12 protein-coding genes, 1 pseudogene and 1 riboswitch are annotated in these 16,575 nt (G+C 67.6%); of the genes and pseudogenes, 2 read left to right on the plus strand and 11 right to left on the minus strand.

Annotation, left to right across the window (positions count from 1 at the left end):
• Positions 1-31: 31 nt before the first annotated feature.
• Both ACWEKR_RS33450 and ACWEKR_RS33455 read right to left on the minus strand, forming a co-directional pair.
• Positions 32-1,669, minus strand: coding sequence for a class I adenylate-forming enzyme family protein (locus ACWEKR_RS33450; protein ID WP_452357905.1), 1,638 nt, complete (start codon positions 1,667-1,669; stop codon positions 32-34).
• The gene (locus tag ACWEKR_RS33455; protein ID WP_452357906.1) at positions 1,666-3,465 is read right to left on the minus strand and encodes a CoA transferase; all 1,800 of its coding nucleotides are present in this window, start codon (positions 3,463-3,465) and stop codon (positions 1,666-1,668) included. The genes ACWEKR_RS33450 and ACWEKR_RS33455 overlap by 4 nt, the downstream gene beginning before the upstream one ends.
• Before the next feature lie 123 nt (positions 3,466-3,588).
• On the opposite strand from ACWEKR_RS33455, the gene ACWEKR_RS33460 reads away from it, so the two are divergent.
• Entirely contained in the window at positions 3,589-4,764 is a 1,176-nt protein-coding gene (locus ACWEKR_RS33460) for an acyl-CoA dehydrogenase family protein (protein WP_452357907.1), read from the plus strand.
• Positions 4,765-4,771: 7 nt separating this feature from the next.
• Here ACWEKR_RS33460 and ACWEKR_RS33465 read toward each other — a convergent pair whose 3' ends face one another.
• Both ACWEKR_RS33465 and ACWEKR_RS33470 read right to left on the minus strand, forming a co-directional pair.
• Positions 4,772-5,824: a hypothetical protein gene (locus ACWEKR_RS33465; protein WP_452357908.1), complete on the minus strand. Its 1,053-nt coding sequence runs from the start codon at positions 5,822-5,824 to the stop codon at positions 4,772-4,774.
• 112 nt (positions 5,825-5,936) lie between these two features.
• On the minus strand, positions 5,937-7,163 hold the full coding sequence (locus tag ACWEKR_RS33470; RefSeq protein WP_452357909.1) for an MFS transporter: 1,227 nt from the start codon (positions 7,161-7,163) through the stop codon (positions 5,937-5,939).
• A 294-nt stretch (positions 7,164-7,457) separates the two neighbouring features.
• On the opposite strand from ACWEKR_RS33470, the gene ACWEKR_RS33475 reads away from it, so the two are divergent.
• Entirely contained in the window at positions 7,458-9,371 is a 1,914-nt protein-coding gene (locus ACWEKR_RS33475) for a cytochrome c oxidase assembly protein (RefSeq protein WP_452357910.1), read from the plus strand.
• Between the two features lie 38 nt (positions 9,372-9,409).
• Here ACWEKR_RS33475 and ACWEKR_RS33480 read toward each other — a convergent pair whose 3' ends face one another.
• From ACWEKR_RS33480 to ACWEKR_RS33510, 7 genes and pseudogenes are all read right to left on the minus strand, one after another.
• On the minus strand, positions 9,410-11,671 hold the full coding sequence (locus ACWEKR_RS33480) for a heavy metal translocating P-type ATPase (protein WP_452357911.1): 2,262 nt from the start codon (positions 11,669-11,671) through the stop codon (positions 9,410-9,412).
• A gap of 14 nt (positions 11,672-11,685) precedes the next feature.
• A complete protein-coding gene (locus ACWEKR_RS33485; protein WP_452357912.1) occupies positions 11,686-12,444 on the minus strand; it encodes a zf-HC2 domain-containing protein in 759 nt (252 codons plus the stop codon).
• 93 nt (positions 12,445-12,537) lie between these two features.
• Positions 12,538-13,347 (minus strand): ABC transporter ATP-binding protein, encoded by an 810-nt coding sequence (locus tag ACWEKR_RS33490; RefSeq protein WP_452357913.1) that lies wholly within the window; start codon positions 13,345-13,347, stop codon positions 12,538-12,540.
• Entirely contained in the window at positions 13,344-14,327 is a 984-nt protein-coding gene (locus tag ACWEKR_RS33495; RefSeq protein ID WP_452357916.1) for a FecCD family ABC transporter permease, read from the minus strand. Before ACWEKR_RS33495 ends, ACWEKR_RS33490 begins: the two co-directional genes overlap by 4 nt.
• Before the next feature lie 50 nt (positions 14,328-14,377).
• A complete protein-coding gene (locus tag ACWEKR_RS33500; RefSeq protein WP_452357914.1) occupies positions 14,378-15,421 on the minus strand; it encodes an ABC transporter substrate-binding protein in 1,044 nt (347 codons plus the stop codon).
• Positions 15,422-15,429: 8 nt separating this feature from the next.
• Positions 15,430-15,581, minus strand: a riboswitch (adenosylcobalamin (AdoCbl) riboswitch).
• Positions 15,582-15,624: 43 nt separating this feature from the next.
• Positions 15,625-15,999 (minus strand): ABC transporter substrate-binding protein, encoded by a 375-nt coding sequence (locus ACWEKR_RS33505; protein WP_452357917.1) that lies wholly within the window; start codon positions 15,997-15,999, stop codon positions 15,625-15,627.
• A gap of 112 nt (positions 16,000-16,111) precedes the next feature.
• Positions 16,112-16,288 (minus strand): annotated as a pseudogene (locus ACWEKR_RS33510) (ABC transporter substrate-binding protein); the annotation flags it as partial.
• Positions 16,289-16,575 lie beyond the last annotated feature (287 nt).

The raw sequence follows: 16,575 nt of genomic DNA on the forward strand, positions 1-16,575 counted from the left end.
GCAGCCGTGGAAATGGCTGCCCCGCAGTCGTTCAGTGCTGGACGGCGGTGAACCTTGTTCGCAAAGCCGCGCGGTCGGGTTTGCCCGCCGGGGTCAACGGCAGGGCATCGAGCAGTAGGAGCGATTCGGGGTGTTTGCCGCGCTCCACGCCGTTGGCCGCCAGATGAGCACACAACCCTTCCAAGGCGAGCACGCTGCCGGGCCGTGGAACGACGCAGGCCGCGAGCCGCTCACCGAGCACGTCGTGGGGGACGCCGATGCACGCCACATCGCGGACATCGGGATGCGTGGCCAGCATCCGTTCGACCTCGGCGGGGCTGATGTTCGCGCCACCGCGGATGACGATCTCCTTGAGCCGCCCAACCACGTGCAAGCGGCCGGCGGCGTCCAGTACGCCGAGGTCACCGGTGCGTACCCAGCCGTCGCTCGTGCGGTAGCGCGCGTCCAACTGGGGGTCCGCGACGTAGCAGAGTGGCGTCATCGGGCCCCGGGCGACTATTTCTCCGGTTTCACCCGGCGCCGCGATCCGGCCGGTGCCGATCAGATCGATGCGGATCTGCGCCACCCGAGGGTCGGGCCGCCCGACCAGCACACCCGAAGCGCCATCCTCGGAGCCGATTTCGTCGATATCCGTGTGACAGTTGACGCCGTCGGCCGACCCGTAGAGGTTCACCACCGTGCAGCCGAATGCTTGTCGCGCCTCCCCGGCGGTGGTGGCGTCGAGTTGCGAACCACCGAGCACGAGTGCGGTCAGTGCGGAGGTGTCGGTCTCGGCTGCGCCGTTTTCGAGCATCATCCGGATCATGGTGGGGACGCCGAGTACGTGCGTGGGACGATGGCGTTCGATCGAGGCCAACGCTTCCACCGGCGAGAAGTGATCCAGCAGAATCAGCGCGCCGCCGTGACGGGCCAACGTTACAGCCGTGCCGTTGCTACCGAAGGCCGTGGACAGCGGTACGAGAAACAGGCTGCGCGGCGGGCGGTCGTCGGTCAGTAGTGATGCCATGAAGTTGCCGCGGCCGCCTGCCAGCGCGTTGTGGGAGTAGGCGACCATTTTCGGTTCCGACTCCGACCCGGAGGACACGAGGATGCGAGCGGCCGCGTCCGGATCGGGGCGAGCTGGTACGAAATCCTCATAGTCGCCAGGGAATAGCTCAGCGAAGGGCACACAGCTTGCCGGCGCGCCGTCGGTACCGACGGCGACGACGAAACGCAATGTCGGCAATCGGCCGAGCAACTGTGAGAGATCTGCGGCGTGGTGGTGTCCACGGAACTGAGCGGCGGCCAGGACGCCGACAGCTTCCGATCTCCGCAGCAGCGACTCGGCCTCGCGCATGCCGCGGCCTGCGGGGAACGGCAGGGCTACCGCGCCCAGCGCGGCCAGAGCGAGGTCCGCGATCACAGCGGCGCGGCAGTTCGGCAGCTGGATGCCGACGACATCGCCGGCTCGTACGCCTCGGGCGGCCAGACCGGTCGCCAGCTGCCGCGCCAGAGCGTCCAATTGCGCGTAACTCACCTCGCCTTCGTCGTCCACGAGTGCGATTCGGTGCGGATGCTGGCAGCGGCGTGCCCGGAACAGCGAGTACAGGTCCAAATCCGGATAGCTGCCGTCGGCCGCCCAGGTTCTGCGTAGCTTGCGCGGGACCAGATCGTGGAGTGCGACGCTCATCGGAACCTCCAGGGCGACGACACCGCGACGGCGCCGTGTTCGTCGCGTGTCATGGCGCCTGCGAAACGGGAATCGGTGAGCAGGGTCGTGAGATCGGTGGTCACGGGGGTCGTGATGATGCCGCGGCCGCGAAGCATCGCGCAGGCGTCGTCGGTGGACAGCGCCCGCACCTGCGCCGCGGTGTCGGCTGCCGCGACGGCGTGCTCGTCAGCGGGTGCGAGGAGCCCGTCAGCGGTCGGCAACGGGCGACGGAATCCGGCGGGGTGACGGAGGGGACGACCGTCGTGCGCCCGGCGCAGGGCCGGCGCGGTCAGCAGTTGCGCGGCGGCCAGGAGTGAGGATTCCACGCGTACGCCGCGGCTGGTGCGTTCGCGGGTGAGCAGTCCGGCCAGAATCGCTTCGGTGCCCAGCATGCCGCCGAGCACGTCCAGCAGGGTCATCAGTGATGGTGTCGGTGGTTCGTCGGCTGGGCGGGCCGCCTCTCCGACGGCGGTGCGGGCTTGCACCATGAAGTCGGTGCCCATGGGGGCGCCGGAAAGCCGTCCTGCCCAGCCGCTGGTGTAGGCGTAGATCAGGCCGGGGTTGGCGGCCGATAGCCTGTCGGCGTCGAGTCCGAGTTGCTCGGCTTTGCCGGGCGCCCAGTTGTGTAGGAAAACGTCGGCGTCGGCTGCCAGTTCGAGCAACCGCTGCCGGTCGGAGGGAGACTTGATGTCGATTTCGACGGAGTCCTTGCCCCGGTTGAGGGCCAGCCAGCGTGCGGAGATGCCCGAGCAGGTGGGTGGCATGCCACGTAGCGGGTCACCGCCCGGAGGTTCGATTCGCACGACGGTCGCGCCGAGCAGCCCCAGCAGGTGCGCGGCGAGTGGGGCCTGTACCCGACGCCCAGCCTCGAGCACGGTGAAACCGGCAAGAGGACGTTCGTCGCTACATCGGCCGTGTGCCGGGATCGCCGCAGGGATCCCCGGGTAGGCGGCCAGTTCCCAGGGCAGCGTCGATTCGCCGCCGTCGTGCAGTTCCGCCGAGCGTTCGGCGAGGGTGTGCAATCGGCAGACATCGGCGCCGGACTCGGCCGCGGCCGCCTGTATCTGAGCCCACGTGCTGGCCAGCGTGGTGTGATGCAGCTCGTCGGGGATCGGAGCGCAGGCGGTGGCATAGCGGAACTGGAAGGGCCGCCAGCCTTTTCGTGCTGCTTGCATCGGTGCTCGCATGGCCTGCCAGAATTCGGCCCACACCGCGACGTCCAGTGCTTCGAGTTCGAATCGAACGCCGTCGGCAGTGGTGAACGGTGGCCCGCCGGGCGCCAGTGGGCTTGCTTCGTCGTCCTCGGCGCAGGCTGCGGCGAGGTACTGCGAGACGGTCAGCAGTGCCACGCGGTCCAGCGAGACTTCCGCCGAGGTGACCGAGGCGCCCCTCGCGCGGCCGATGAGCGCGGCCAACAGGCCTTGGACAGCGAGCACACCGGAGGCGGTCGAGACGTAGTCCACGGCCAGCCCGCGGGGTGAGCCGTCGCGACGTCCGTGCACCAGCATCAGTCCTGCGGCGGCCTGGAGGGTCGCCTCATCGCACACCTCGCTGTCCGGCCTGCTCCAGGACAAGCGGGTTTCGACTCTCGCGCCGTCGACATCGGTGAGAGTCAGCGCCTCATGGTCGCCCGTGGAAGGTTCGGCGCCCAGCAACCGCAGGTGCTGCGCCGCGATCGAGACCGGACCCGGCGGTCCACCGGTCTCGACCTGCACCCCCCGCAGTGGTTTCGCCGTCAGTTGGTTGTCGGAGGTCCGCGTTGCGCCGAGTGTCATGGCTCTCCTTCTCGAACAGAATGACCGCCGCGGGAACTCGGTGACGATCGCCGCCGACCACTCCCGCGGACAACAGCAGTCGCAGCGCGGGGACATCGAGTTCCCGGCAGACGAGGAGAAGCCATGGACCCCTATCCATCCGACACCCGTATGTCCGCCGCCGGGGTCGACGGCACGTCGCTGCGTGAGCGTGTGGAAGCCTTTGTGACAGAACGAGTGATGCCACAGGAGATCCTGCTGGACGCAGGTGGGGCAACTGCTGCGTCAGCGCGTTCGCAATTGGCGGACGCCGCGCGGGCGGAAGGGCTGTGGGCGTTGCCGTTGCCGAGGGATCTGGGTGGTCAGGGGCTTTCGTTCGCCGAGTACGTGTGCTTGGCCGAGGCCGAAGGCGCCAGTGACCACGGGCCTGCGGTGCTCGGCTCGGCCTCGCTGTTGGATGTGTGGATGCTGCAGCGTCATGCCGGTGACCGCGTTCGGGAGACCTACCTGAAGCGACTGGTTTCCGGGGAGCTGCATGCGGCGTACGCGATGACCGAGCCCGACACGCCAGGCACCGATCCGACGTTGACGGCCACCCGAGCGACGGAGGCTCCGGACGGTGCGTGGGTCCTGTCCGGTCGCAAATGGTTCGTCAGCGGCGCCCAGGACGCCGATGTGATCACTGTGCTGGCTCGCACCGACGGGCACGCTCCGGACCGGGACGGGTTGTCGCTGCTGCTGATGCCCACGGACGCTCCGGGTTTCCGGCTCGTGCGTGAGTTGCCGGTACTCGGTGTGGGCGGGCAGTGGGAGATCGCCCTGGACGAGGTGCGGCTGCCGAAAGACCATCTCATCGGCGAGCGGGGACGTGCGTTGCCGATCGCGCGGCAGCGGCTGCAGCTCGGCCGGACGTTGCGCTGCCTGCGCTGGCTCGGCCAGGCGCAGCGGGCCTATGACCTGATGTGCGAGCGAGCTCGCACGCGCGGTCAGTCATCGGGAACGCTGGCCGAGCGTCAGCTGGTGCAGCGGCATGTATTCGAGTCGCTGCTGGCGATACGGAGCACCCGGCCGCTGGTGCACAAGGCGGCTGCGCTCCTCGACGCAGGTCATGACGCTCGCGTGGAATCCGGTTTGGCGAAGGTGGCTGCGGCGCGGACGCTGCAGCAAGTGGCCGATTCCGCGATCCAGGTGTACGGGGCTGCCGGGCTTGGACCGGATACCGCACTGCCGGGACTGCTGCGGATGGGGCGGATGGCGCGCTTGCTGGATGGTCCGGACGAACTGCATATCACCTCCGTGGCCAGGTCGGTGTTGCGCTGAGGCCCTGTCAGGTGTCGAAAGGAGCGATCAACCCGGCCTGCATGGCCAGAGCCGCGGCGAAGAAGAAATTGCCCCAGATCAGCTCGTGGTTGGTGGCAAGCCCGCGGCCGAAGTCGTAGCATCCGCCACCCAGCCTGCTCCCGGGTTGCGGGGCGCCGTGACCGCTCATGAAGTCCGTGGCAAGCCGTCGCGTGATCTCGCCGGCTCGCAGCCGCATCGCTGCGGACCGTTCTGTAAGCGTCTGTGCTGCAGCAAACTTCAGCAACGCTACCGCCTCGATCGCGGCGGCCGAGGTGTCTGGTGGCGCGTCAGGATGGTTTTCGGCGGTGGGTACCAGTGGTTGATCGGCGTCGAGGAGTGCACAGGCATCGAAGAGGAATTCCGGGGACAGGTACCGGCATGCGTCGGCCAGCGCGAGCAGGAGCCAGGCCCTGCCTCGGCTCCATCCTCGCTGCGGTTGCGGCGAGGGAAGCCATGTGCCATCCGACCAGGCCCATGCCGGGGTGCCGATCGGTGTTGTGCGCCAGAGGCGCAGGTGTGTTGAGAGATGTTCGCGGGCGATATCCGGGCTGCGGGGGTCTTTGTCTGTGGCCAGAAGTGGTACCAGGCCGGGAATTCCGTCCACTCGAGCGAGGAGGCGTGGGCCACCGAACGCTGAACCCCATGGCAGTACACGGAGATTGTGATCGAAGTCCGAACGGCACTGGCGTGCGGCACTCTCGCGGAGCGCTGAGGCGCGGGCGTCTTCACCGCGCCCGGCTGCCAGGGCTGTTCCGTACCAGAGAATCAACCCGCGGGTGGAGGTGTCCGACGCCACCCAGTCGGCCAGGCGTTGTGTCGTCTCTGCGGCGGCGTTGCGATGCTCCTGCCGACCGCTAGCTGATGCACGCAGCCACAGCAGGCCTGCCCAGAAGCCGCCGGTCCAGGATCCACGGGAGGTGGTTGTCCATTCGCCGGAAATACCGGCGTAGAGCGGAAACCGTGTGCCCACAGCCGCGTGTGTGCTCGATACGCGGTTCATGAGGGCATCGAATGCCTCGCGCGCCCAATCCGTCACCATGTTGCACCCCCGCACCATTCCGTCGTATGCAGCTGTTGAGCTGTACGTGATGAAAACTGCTGTAGAGGCGCGATTTTCGTGAACTCACAGCGGCGCGTGTCGTGCATAGCCCTCATGCCTGATCCTGGACGCGGGTCGCTCGATCGCGCACTGCCCACCACGCCGCGACTGCCGCCGCGACAGCGAATTCCGTCGCGACGATCAGCCAGCTGTTGCTATATCCGATCGTGGGCACCATGGTTCCGAAAAGCGGTGGGCCGACCGCGAATCCGGCGAAGAACCCCGCCGACACCAATGCCGAGTTGCGTCCGGCTCGTCCAGGGGCCGAGCGCTGGATCACCAGCACCATGGACACCGCGTTGCCCGCCATGCCGAAGATGCCGACGGCAATCACCGCGATCCACACCACCCCGGTCATCAGTGCGGAGGTGGCCAGCAGCAGCGCCGCGATGCCGGATCCGAACGCCAATCCGGCGGGCAGGACGACGGCCGCGCGCGGGTTACCTGCCACACGTGCCCAGCCGAGGCGGCCTGCGATGCCCGCAACGCCGAGCACGGCCACGAGGGTCCCCGCTGCCGCGGCGCCGAGGCCGAGCCGTCGTTCGCCGAACAGTGCCAAGTAGGTGTTGATCGAGGCCATGGCGGCTCCCAGAAACAGGGAATACACGGCCAGCCAGTACACGATGCCGTCGTTCCCACGTGGTTGCGGCTTGTCACCGATGCCCGAGCTGGACGTGCCGTGATGCTGTCGCGGCGGGTCGGCGGGCAGGGTACGCCACACCCACAGCGCTACCAGCAGCGCGACACCCGCCGCCGTCCACACCGCAGTACGCCAGCCCGCCGAAGCGGCCAGCGCGGTGAGCGGTAATCCAGCGGCGATGGCGCCGAGTTGGACACCGGACTGTTTGGCGCCGGTCACCCCTGCGCGACCGGCCGGCGGGATCGCAGCCAGGATCGCTTTGTTCGTCGCAGGGTTGGCCAGCGCCTGCGGCACGCCGCCCAGGGCCACCGCGGCGAGGAGGATGCCGTAGGCCGGTGCGGCGGCGATGACGCTGAGGGCCACACCGACGGTCAGCAGCAGCGCGATCAGGCATCGTCGTGGACCGAGCAGATCCACCGCCCTACCGGCCAGCGGTGACAGCAGCGCGGCTGTCCCGAAGCCCATGGTGGTCGTCAATCCCAATGCGGTGGTGGAGATCCCGAGATCCGGAACGAGGCGCGGGCCCAGCGCGCCGAGGACGAACAACTGCAGCATGGAGAAGGCCATGGCTGCTGTCAGTACGCCGGTCACCGAGGCTGTCGTCAGCCGGTCCCGTCCTACCTCGGGGTGTGTCCGCACTGCCGTCCTCCCAGCCATGCCACGCCGCCCGTCAGCGGCCCTGAGGTGAGATAGTCGCGCGGCGTGCGGGTTCGGTTCCGCCAGCGGGCGGACAAGGAGAACTGGCTCTACTGATCGGAGGCGTCGGCGACGCGGTGGCGTCCGTTTCATCGATGTCGGGAACTTCCCGTCCGTGCGATCCGACCACTACGCGCGAGCTTTTCCTCTGGAGGGCAGTACTTTCTGGTCGGAGGTCGGGTGGATCCAACGGTGGACGTGAATCGCGGAGAGGTCCGTTGCATTCGGATTGTCGCGGTGGTGGTGTCGCTCACGCTCGTCACCGGCGCCGTGCTGGCGATGGGGGAGGTTCCTTACCGCGCGGCCGGCACGGCATACCCCGGGCTTGCGTCCGGATTGGGCTACGCGCTGTTGCGGACGGTGGCCGCGCTCGCTGGCGCGGTGGCGCTCGGCTCTCTGGTCTATGCGGTGTGCTGTACGCGGATCTCCGCACAGGGGCGGATTCTGCTCGACGGCTATGCGGGCTTGCGGCTGGCCGAGCGTGCCGGCCTGGCCTGGTTCGTCTCGGCGCTGGTATTGGTACCGGTCACAGCAGCGGATGTCGGTGGGTTGAGCCTGTCGGGTCTGGTGCGCGCGGGCGCGCTCGGGGCATTGCTGGATGCGAGCGAGAAGCCCAAGGCATGGGTTGTCGTCGCGGTGCTGGCCGCTGCGGTGAGTCTCGGTGCACGATTGACGTTGTCCTGGATCGGGGTTGTCTCGCTGACGTTGGTGGCGGCTGTGGGCGTGCTGCCGCCCGCGGTGGTCGGCAACGCGGGTGAAGGGCCGAACCACGATTACGGCACGGGCGCGATGATCCTCTTCCAGGTCGCGGTGTCGGTGGGGCCGGGGTTGTTCTGGTGCGTCGCGGAGCAGCTGCGGCGCGGTGGTTCGGACACGGCGGTCGCAGTTCGGCGCGCCGGGATCATCGGGAAACTGTGCACGGTGGCCGCGGCGGTCAGCGGGCTGGTGCTCGTGCGCGTCTTGTTGCCGTGGTCGTGTGTGCTCACGACCGGATACGGCAGGTTGGCACTGTTCGCGGCGGTGGTGCTCGTCGCGGCGGGGTGGCCGCTGTGGCGCTCCTACCGCACTCGGGTGCCCGATGACCGGAATGTATTCGTTTTCGCTTGGAGTGCAGCGCTTTCCGCAGTGGTGCTGAGTGTGTTGGTGGCGATGGCGGTGCAACCGGCGCCCGCGTTCGCCGACCGGTCGTTCACCGCGCAGGAGGTGTTCCTCGGTTTCGAACTGACGGATCGGCCCACCTTGTGGCGGCTGCTGGCGTCGTGGCGTTTCGATGTCGTGCTCGGGACGGCGGCGTTGGTCGCGGTTGTGGCGTATGTCCTCGGCGTGTGGCGTCTGCATCGTCGTGGGGACCGCTGGTCGCGATGGCGCACTCTGTCATGGATGGGCGGTTGTGTAGCGCTACTGATCGCCACGTCCTCGGGCATCGGTACCTACGGTCTCGCGATGTTCAGCATGCACATGATCACGCATATGGCTTTGAACATGTTCGTACCGGTGCTCCTTGTGCTCGGCGCGCCGGTGACGCTGTTGCTGCGGGCCCTGCCGTCGGCGGCACGGACCGCGGTGCACGGGCCGCGCGAGTGGGTGCTGGCACTGTTGCATGCCAAGCCGACCGCTGTCCTGGCTTATCCCGGCACGGCGATCGCGCTGTTCGTGGTCTCGTTATACGGGCTGTATTTCACGACGCTGTTCGAGAACCTGATCCGCTACCATTGGGGCCACGTCCTGATGAACGTCCACTTTCTGGTCGTCGGCTACCTGTTCTACTGGGGCATCATCGGCATCGACCCGGGTCCGCGCAGGCTGCCTCATCTAGGACGGCTGGGGATGCTGTTCGCGGTGATGCCGTTCCACGCGTTCTTCGGCATCGCGATCATGTCGATGAATTCCGTGGTGGGCCAGCGTTTCTACGGCAATCTCCAGTTGCCGTGGGCGATCGATCTGTCGGCGGATCAGCATGTCGGGGGTGGCATCGCCTGGGTTTCCGGTGAGGTCCCGATTCTGCTGGTGGTGGGCGCGTTGCTGACGCAGTGGGCGGCCCAGGATCGGCGCACCGCGGTGCGCACCGACCGCAAGGACGACGAGTACGGCGATTCCGACCTCGTCGCTTACAACGCGATGCTGGAGCAGCTGGCCCGCAGCCGTCGTTGATCTTGCCCGAGGTGTTCGACCCAATGCCCGGTAACCGATCAACCGCCCAGACGTGCTCGGCGCAGGCGGAGGCTGTTGGAGACGACGAAGAACGACGAAAAAGCCATCGCCGCGCTCGCGATCAGGGGGTTCAGCAAACCCAGCGCGGCCACCGGGATGGCGACGATGTTGTAGCCGAAGGCCCACATCAGATTTCCTTTGATGGTGCGCAAGGTCGCGCGTGCCAGCTCGATCGCGTCGGTGGCCGCGGCGAGGTCTTCGCGCACCAGGATGACATCGGCGGCGGCGATCGCGACATCGGTGCCCGCGCCGATCGCCATGCCGAGGTCCGCGGTGGCCAGCGCCGCGCCGTCATTGATGCCGTCGCCGATCATGGCGACGCGATGTCCACGCTCCTGCATCTGCGCGATCAGCTCGACCTTGCCTTCTGGCAGTAACTCGGCCACCACCTCGTCGATGCCGATCTCGTCAGCGACGGACTGCGCGACATACGCGTTGTCGCCGGTGAACATGAACACGCGCAGACCGAGTCGATGCAGTCGGGCTACAGCAGGTGCCGCGCTGTCTTTCACGGTGTCGGCCACCGCGACGAGCGCGACGGCGACCCCGTCCACCCCGACCAGCACGACAGTGCGGCCGACTCGTTCCTGACGGCGGAGTTCCCGCAGCAACGCCTGGGGCACGTCGATGCGCTGTCGATGGAAGAGGCGGAGCCTTCCTACATGCACTTGCGCACCGTCGACGGTGCCGCGTGCACCCAGTCCCGGTAGTGCCTCGAACGATTCGACCGTAGGCAGGGTGTCGTGCATTTGTCGTGCATGCCGGGCGATCGCGGCCGCGACCGCATGCTCGGAGGCCGACTCCACGGCCCCGGCCAAACGCAGCACCTCGGCGTCGGTGCGTGTGCCCTCGACGGTTACACCGACGACGCTCATCACCCCGTGGGTGAGGGTGCCGGTCTTATCGAGCACCACGGTATCGATGTCGCGAGTCGCTTCCAGCGCGTGATGACCCTTGATGAAGATGCCCAGCTGCGCGCCACGGCCGGATGCCACCAGCAGAGCGGTGGGGATCGCCAGGCCCAGCGCGCACGGACAGGCGACCACCAACACGGCCAGCGCTGCCGCGGCCGCACGCTCGCCTGCGCTTCCGGTCATCATCCACCACACGCCGAAGGTCGCACCTGCGAGCAGGAATACGCATGGCACGAAGACCGATGACACATGGTCGGCCACGCGCTGCATGCGTGCCTTGCCGGTCTGGGCCTGCTCTACGAGCCGGATCATGCCCGAGAGTTTGGTGTCGGCACCTACCGCGGCGGCCTCGACGATCAGCCGCCCGGTGAGGGCGGTGGTGCCGCCGATCACCGCCATTCCCGGCGTGATGTCGACCGGAAGGGATTCCCCGGTCATGGCTGAGGCATCGATGCTGGATTCGCCCGATACCACGAGTCCGTCAGTGGCGATCGTCTCGCCCGGGCGAACCACGAATCGCTGCCCCTCGACGAGTTCGTTTATCGGAATACGTATTTCGCGGTCGTCGCGGGTGAGCACGGTGACCTCGCGGGCGCCGAGTGCGGCCAGCGCCCGCAATGCGTTCCCCGACGAGCGCTTCGCCTTCGCCTCGAAGTATCGCCCCGCGAGTACGAACGCGGTGACGCCCGCCGCGACTTCGAGGTAGATGGCATCGCTGGCCCAGATCGCGGCCCACACTCCTCCCGGCGCGGTTCCGGTCCGGGATGGGTGCAGATACATCGTGTCCAGCGACCACAGGGTGGCGGTGAGTATGCCGACCGAAACCAGAGTATCCATGCTCGCGGCACGCACTTTCGCGCCCGCGAACGCGCGGCGGTGGAACGGTGCGGCGGACCACAGCACGACGGGCAGCGCCAGCGCGGTGAGGATGAACTCCCATCCGGGAATCCTGGTGGACGGCACAGTCGCGAACATCACCGACAGGTCGGCCAGTGGGAAGAATGCCATCAGTGCGACCACCAGGCGCCGCAGAAGGTCCTTGACCTCAGTGTCCTCGAGGGCGGCGCTGATCGCCTCGGCGTGGTCGGTGATGGGTGACGCGCCGTATCCAGCGGCGTCGACTTCTGCGCAAAGGTCTTCGGCGGTGACATCTTCGACGGCATCAATGGTGGCGACTCCGGTCGCATAGTTCACCGATGCGGTGACGCCGTCGACTTTGTTCAGCCTGCGCTCTACCCGGCTCGCGCACGCGGCGCAGCTCATTCCAGTGACCGTCAGCGAGATCCGGTTGGGCGTCACGATTGTCGAATCGAGCCCGATGGTCATGCGAGTCCCTCTCACTATGCGGCGGGATCATGGGTCGAGCGGAGATGATCTACGCGTCTGCCCAATCGGGCGCCTGCGGGCAGGACGAATTCGGTGGGTGCGCGGTCGCCGACCGGGGGAGAAACCTGGGGTGGCCGGCTTCGCTGGATGATGGTGACCAACGCGAGCGCAACGACCAATACGCCGTGCGATGCGACACGGGAAAGTGGCACCACGCCGGAGTGGAGGTCGGCGACAACGAAGGCGCTCAGTACGGTGACGACTGACGCGAGCACGGGCAGCACGCCCGCGGTAGTCGACGGACGTATCGCGCAGCAGAGCAGTCCCACCCCGATGGCCAGGTTCCACGCGGTGCTCTCGTTCAGCAGGTGGCGAGTCGACTCGGCACCGTGGTGACTCATCCCGAAGTCGAGGCCTGCGGTTTGAGCCAGCGCGAGTCCGATCTGCACGACGCCGAGCGCGCCGAGCATCAGTCGCGTCAACTCGGCGCGGGAGTTCGGGACGATTGCCCGCAAGGTCGAGGAGACCGATCGCCGCGGTCGTTGCAGTTCGGCTGCGGCGAAGATCGCGTCGGTGAGGTCGGGTGCGTGCGATCTGCTGCCGCGCAGGAGCTTCGAAACCTCCACGGCCGCGACATACCAGGAACAGCACTCTCGGCACTGCTCCAGGTGCTCGTCCACCCGCGCCGAGGGGACGGCTTCGCGCTCACCGTCGATCCGGGCCGACAGTGCTGTCCGGCAAACTTCGCACTCCACGTGCAGATTGTCGTCCACTCCGACACTCGAGTTCCCCGAGGGCCGCGATTACCGTCCCGCGGGAAGCCGCTGGCTCAGAGTGCGGCCGGCTCGGGGTGAGCGCTGCGCGGGTCACGGTGCATCGAACGTGAAGTCCGTCCTGCTCGGTTTGTCGGGCAGGCTGGGTCGAAACGACACGACAGGGTAGCCGTGCTCGGGATCGGTGGTGACCTGTGTCCGCACCCGATACACCTGTTCGACCAGCTCGGCGGTGATCACCTCGGTCGGTCGGCCCATCGCGACGATGCGGCCCTCTGCGAGGATCAGCAGCCGGTCACAGAACATCGCGGCGAGGTTGAGGTCGTGCAACGCGATGTAGCTGGTGACCGGGAGGGCCGCCACCAGGGCGAGTATGTCGAGTTGATGACGGATGTCGAGGTGGTTGGTCGGCTCGTCCAACAGCAACTCGCGCGGTCGCTGCGCCAGTGCCCGTGCGATCTGGGTGCGTTGGCGCTCGCCACCGGACAGCGTGTGCCAGCGATCGCCCGCCTTGTCGGTCATGCCGGTGTGGGACAGGGCATGTCGCACCGCTTCGGCGTCCGCGGCCGCGTCGCCGCCGAAGACGCCGCGATGCGGGATACGGCCGAGGGACACGACGTCGGCGACGGTGATGTCGACTTCGGTGTCGGCGTGCTGGTCGACGACCGCGACGCGGCGGGCGATCCGGTTCCGGCGCAGTGTCGCGATATCGGTGTCGTCGAGCAGGACTCGGCCGCTTTCGGGGCGGCCGATACCGCTGAGCAGCCGCAACAGCGACGATTTGCCCGAACCGTTGGGGCCGAGCAGACCGATGGTCTCACCCGGGACCGGCTCGACGGTGATGCCGTCGAGGATCAGATGACCTGCGCGGGTCCAGCGCAGCTCCTCGGCACGCAGGGTCATGGCATCGCTCGATTCCGCAGCAACAGCAGGATGAACGCGGGCACGCCGATCAGCGCGGTCGCGACGCCGACGGGGATCTCGATCGGCGCGAATATCGTTCGTGCCGCGACGTCGACCCAGACGGTGAACACAGCGCCTGCGACGACCGCGGTGGGCAGCAGTCTGCTGTGGCGTGGTCCAACCAGGAAGCGGGCCGCGTGGGGCAGCACGAGACCGACGAATCCGATCGCACCCGCCGCACTGACCAGTGCCGCGGTCGTCAGCGCGGTCACCCCGAGCAGCAGCGCCCTGGTTGCCCGCACCGGGATGCCGAGCGACGCGGCGGACGCGGCGCCGAAGGTGAACGCGTCCAGGGCGGCCGCCCGGCGGATGCAGATCACGAGACCGATGCCGGTCACGGCCGCGCACACGGCCACGTCGGACCAGTCCGCGCCCGCCAGCGAACCGAGTAGCCAGAACAGCACGCCGCGGGTTTGTTCGGCGTCGGCGCTCGAGACGACGATCAACGAAGTTAGGGCAGAGAACAATTGGGTTCCGGCGACGCCGGCGAGCACGATCCGCGCGGTGCCACCGCCTGCCGCCGCTGCCAAGATCAGTACCAGCGCGAACGCGGCCACCGCGCCGCCGAACGCCCCGGCGGCCAGCGAAATCGAGCCCGCCCCGATCCCCAGCACCGCGACCAGCACCGCGCCGGTGGAAGCGCCGGAGGAGATGCCGAGAACGAACGGGTCGGCGAGCGGGTTACGCAGGACCGACTGCAGAATCGTCCCGCACAGCGCCAGCCCGGCACCACACACCGCGGCGAGCAGGGTTCTGGGCAGCCGCAACTCCCACACGATGCCGTCCTTGATCCGGCTCACCCCGGCCCGGCCGAACCCGAGATGCTCGCCCACCACCGCATAGACCTCACCTACCGAAAGGTCGGCCGGACCGATGGTCAACGCGATCGCGATCGATACCACCAGCACCACGCAGCCCACGGTCGACCCGACCGCAGTGACGGCGTTACCACGCTGGGCGGCGAGCCCGGTCAGCGGACCGGTCCCCACTGTGCCAACGCCGCGGCGAGTTTCTCCACGCCGTCCACGGTGCGCAGCGATGGGTTCAGGTCGGCGCCGTTGACCACGACGAACCGCTTCTCCCGCACCGCGGTCATACGCGAGGTCACCGGATTCGACTGCAAGAACGCGATTTTGCTGTCGAGTGCGTCTCCGTCGATGGTGCGCCTGCTCAGATCGGCCAGCACCAGTACCGACGGATCGCGGTCTGCGACGGTTTCCCAGCTGACCTGCGGCCACTCGTCGGTAGTGTCGGCGAAGATGTTCTTCGCGCCGACCGCGCCTGTGATGATGCCGGAGGAGCCGCAGCAACCCGCCATATACGGTGTCCGCAGGTCGGAGAACCAGAACGCCAGCGTTGTTGCGGGGTGCGGTCCGGCGGTGGCCGTGGCTGTGTCGAGTCGTCGCTGCAGCGAGGCGATCAGAGTCTCACCCCGATCCTTCACATCGAAGATCGCCGCCAGTTGCCGGATCTCGGTGTAGACGGAATCGATGTGCAGCGGTTCAGTGCGCGCTCCGTCGGAGTTCATGCTCGCCGCGGACTTGCCGTCGCAGTCGGTCGGGGACAGATAGGTGGGGACGCCGAGCTGCTGGAAGCGGTCACGATCGGCGACGCCACCGGGACCGAGTGTGCCGCCGAAGGACGCGGAGACGAAATCGGGTTCGGTGCCGAGCACCACCTCGAGGGAGGGCTTGTTGTCGGCGAGCCGGGGCACCTTCGCGTTCGCGTCGGCCAAATCGGCGCGCACGGGGTCGGTCCAGGTCGCGGTGCCGACGAGGCGGTCGGCCAGACCGAGCGACAGCAGGATTTCGGTCGATCCCTGGTTCAGCGCGACCGCCCGCCGCGGTGGCGAGTCGATGGTGACCGAGCGACCGCAGTTCTGCACCGTGAGTGGAAAGCCCTCGCGCGAATCATCCACGTTACTGGTGCGGGAGTCGTGGGTTGTGCACCCGGTGATGGCGAGTGTCGAGGCGAGAATCGATAAGACACACAGGTGCCGTAATGCCTGGCGCATCGCGCGTGAACTCCTTCGTCAGGGCTCGACCGCGGAGCCTCGAAAGTGGTGCGACGATCGTCGAGTGATCGGGCTTCGGCCCCCTTCGGGCCGTTACCGTTGCGCGTCAGCCCCGGATTCACACCGGTGTTCCCTCGACGAACGCTGCGCTGATGATACCCGCGCGACCGGTCCGCAACGGCCGCGGCCGCGGCCGGACCGTATCAGCGCGCTGAGCTGAGACCGGTGGACAGCTTTTCGATAGCTTCGATCTCGCGGATCCCCGGGTCGAGTTCGGAACCGGTCATCACGACATAACGCTTGCCCTGGACCGCTCGCATCCGGCTGGTCGCCGGATTCGACTCGAGAAATGCGATCTTCGTGGTGAGCGCATCACCATCGACGCGCTGGCGGCGCAGATCGGCGAGCACCAGGACATCGGGGTCGGCGGCGACGACTGCCTCCCAGTTGATCTCGGGCCAGTCCTCGCGCTGGTCGGCGAACACATTCCGGCCACCGACCTCCCGTGCGTACATTCCGGAGGCCGAACAACATCCGGCCATATAGGGCGCTTCGATACCGGAGAACCAGAACGCCACGGTCGGCGCAGGTCGGGCGGGGGTGGTCGTGGCTGCCGCCAATCGCGACTTTCGCCCCGGTACACACCGACGGTGACTGATAGGTGGAAATGCCGAGCTGGGCGAGGCGAGATCGCTCCGCGACGACCGCGGGGGTGAAGGTGTGGGCGCTCGCTGATGTCACGATGTCGGGTTCGGTGGCGAGCACGGTCTCCAGTGACGGGTCGTTGTCCGCGAGCCGGGGAATTTTCGCGTTGTCGCCCGCCAAGGCGGGCAGGACCGGGTCGAACCAGGTCGAGGTGCCGACCATGCGATCGGCCAGACCAAGCGACAGCAAAATCTCGGTCGAAGCCTGATACAACGAGACTGCCCTGGTGGGTGCTTTGTCGAAGGTGACCTTGACTCCGCAGTTGTCGAGCGTGAATGGGCCCCCGATGGTGCCGCCGGACAGTGATGTCCGCGGTCTTTCGGTCCGGCGGCAATCCGTCTGAGGAGACGTGCACTTAGACCACGTCTCATGTGGTGCGTTTCGTCAGCTTCTTGAAGCAGGTCAGCGCCGCGGCGAGGGTGAGGAACGCGAGGAAGTGTGTGGCTTTG

The sequence above is a fragment of the Nocardia sp. NPDC004573 genome, from assembly GCF_053602135.1.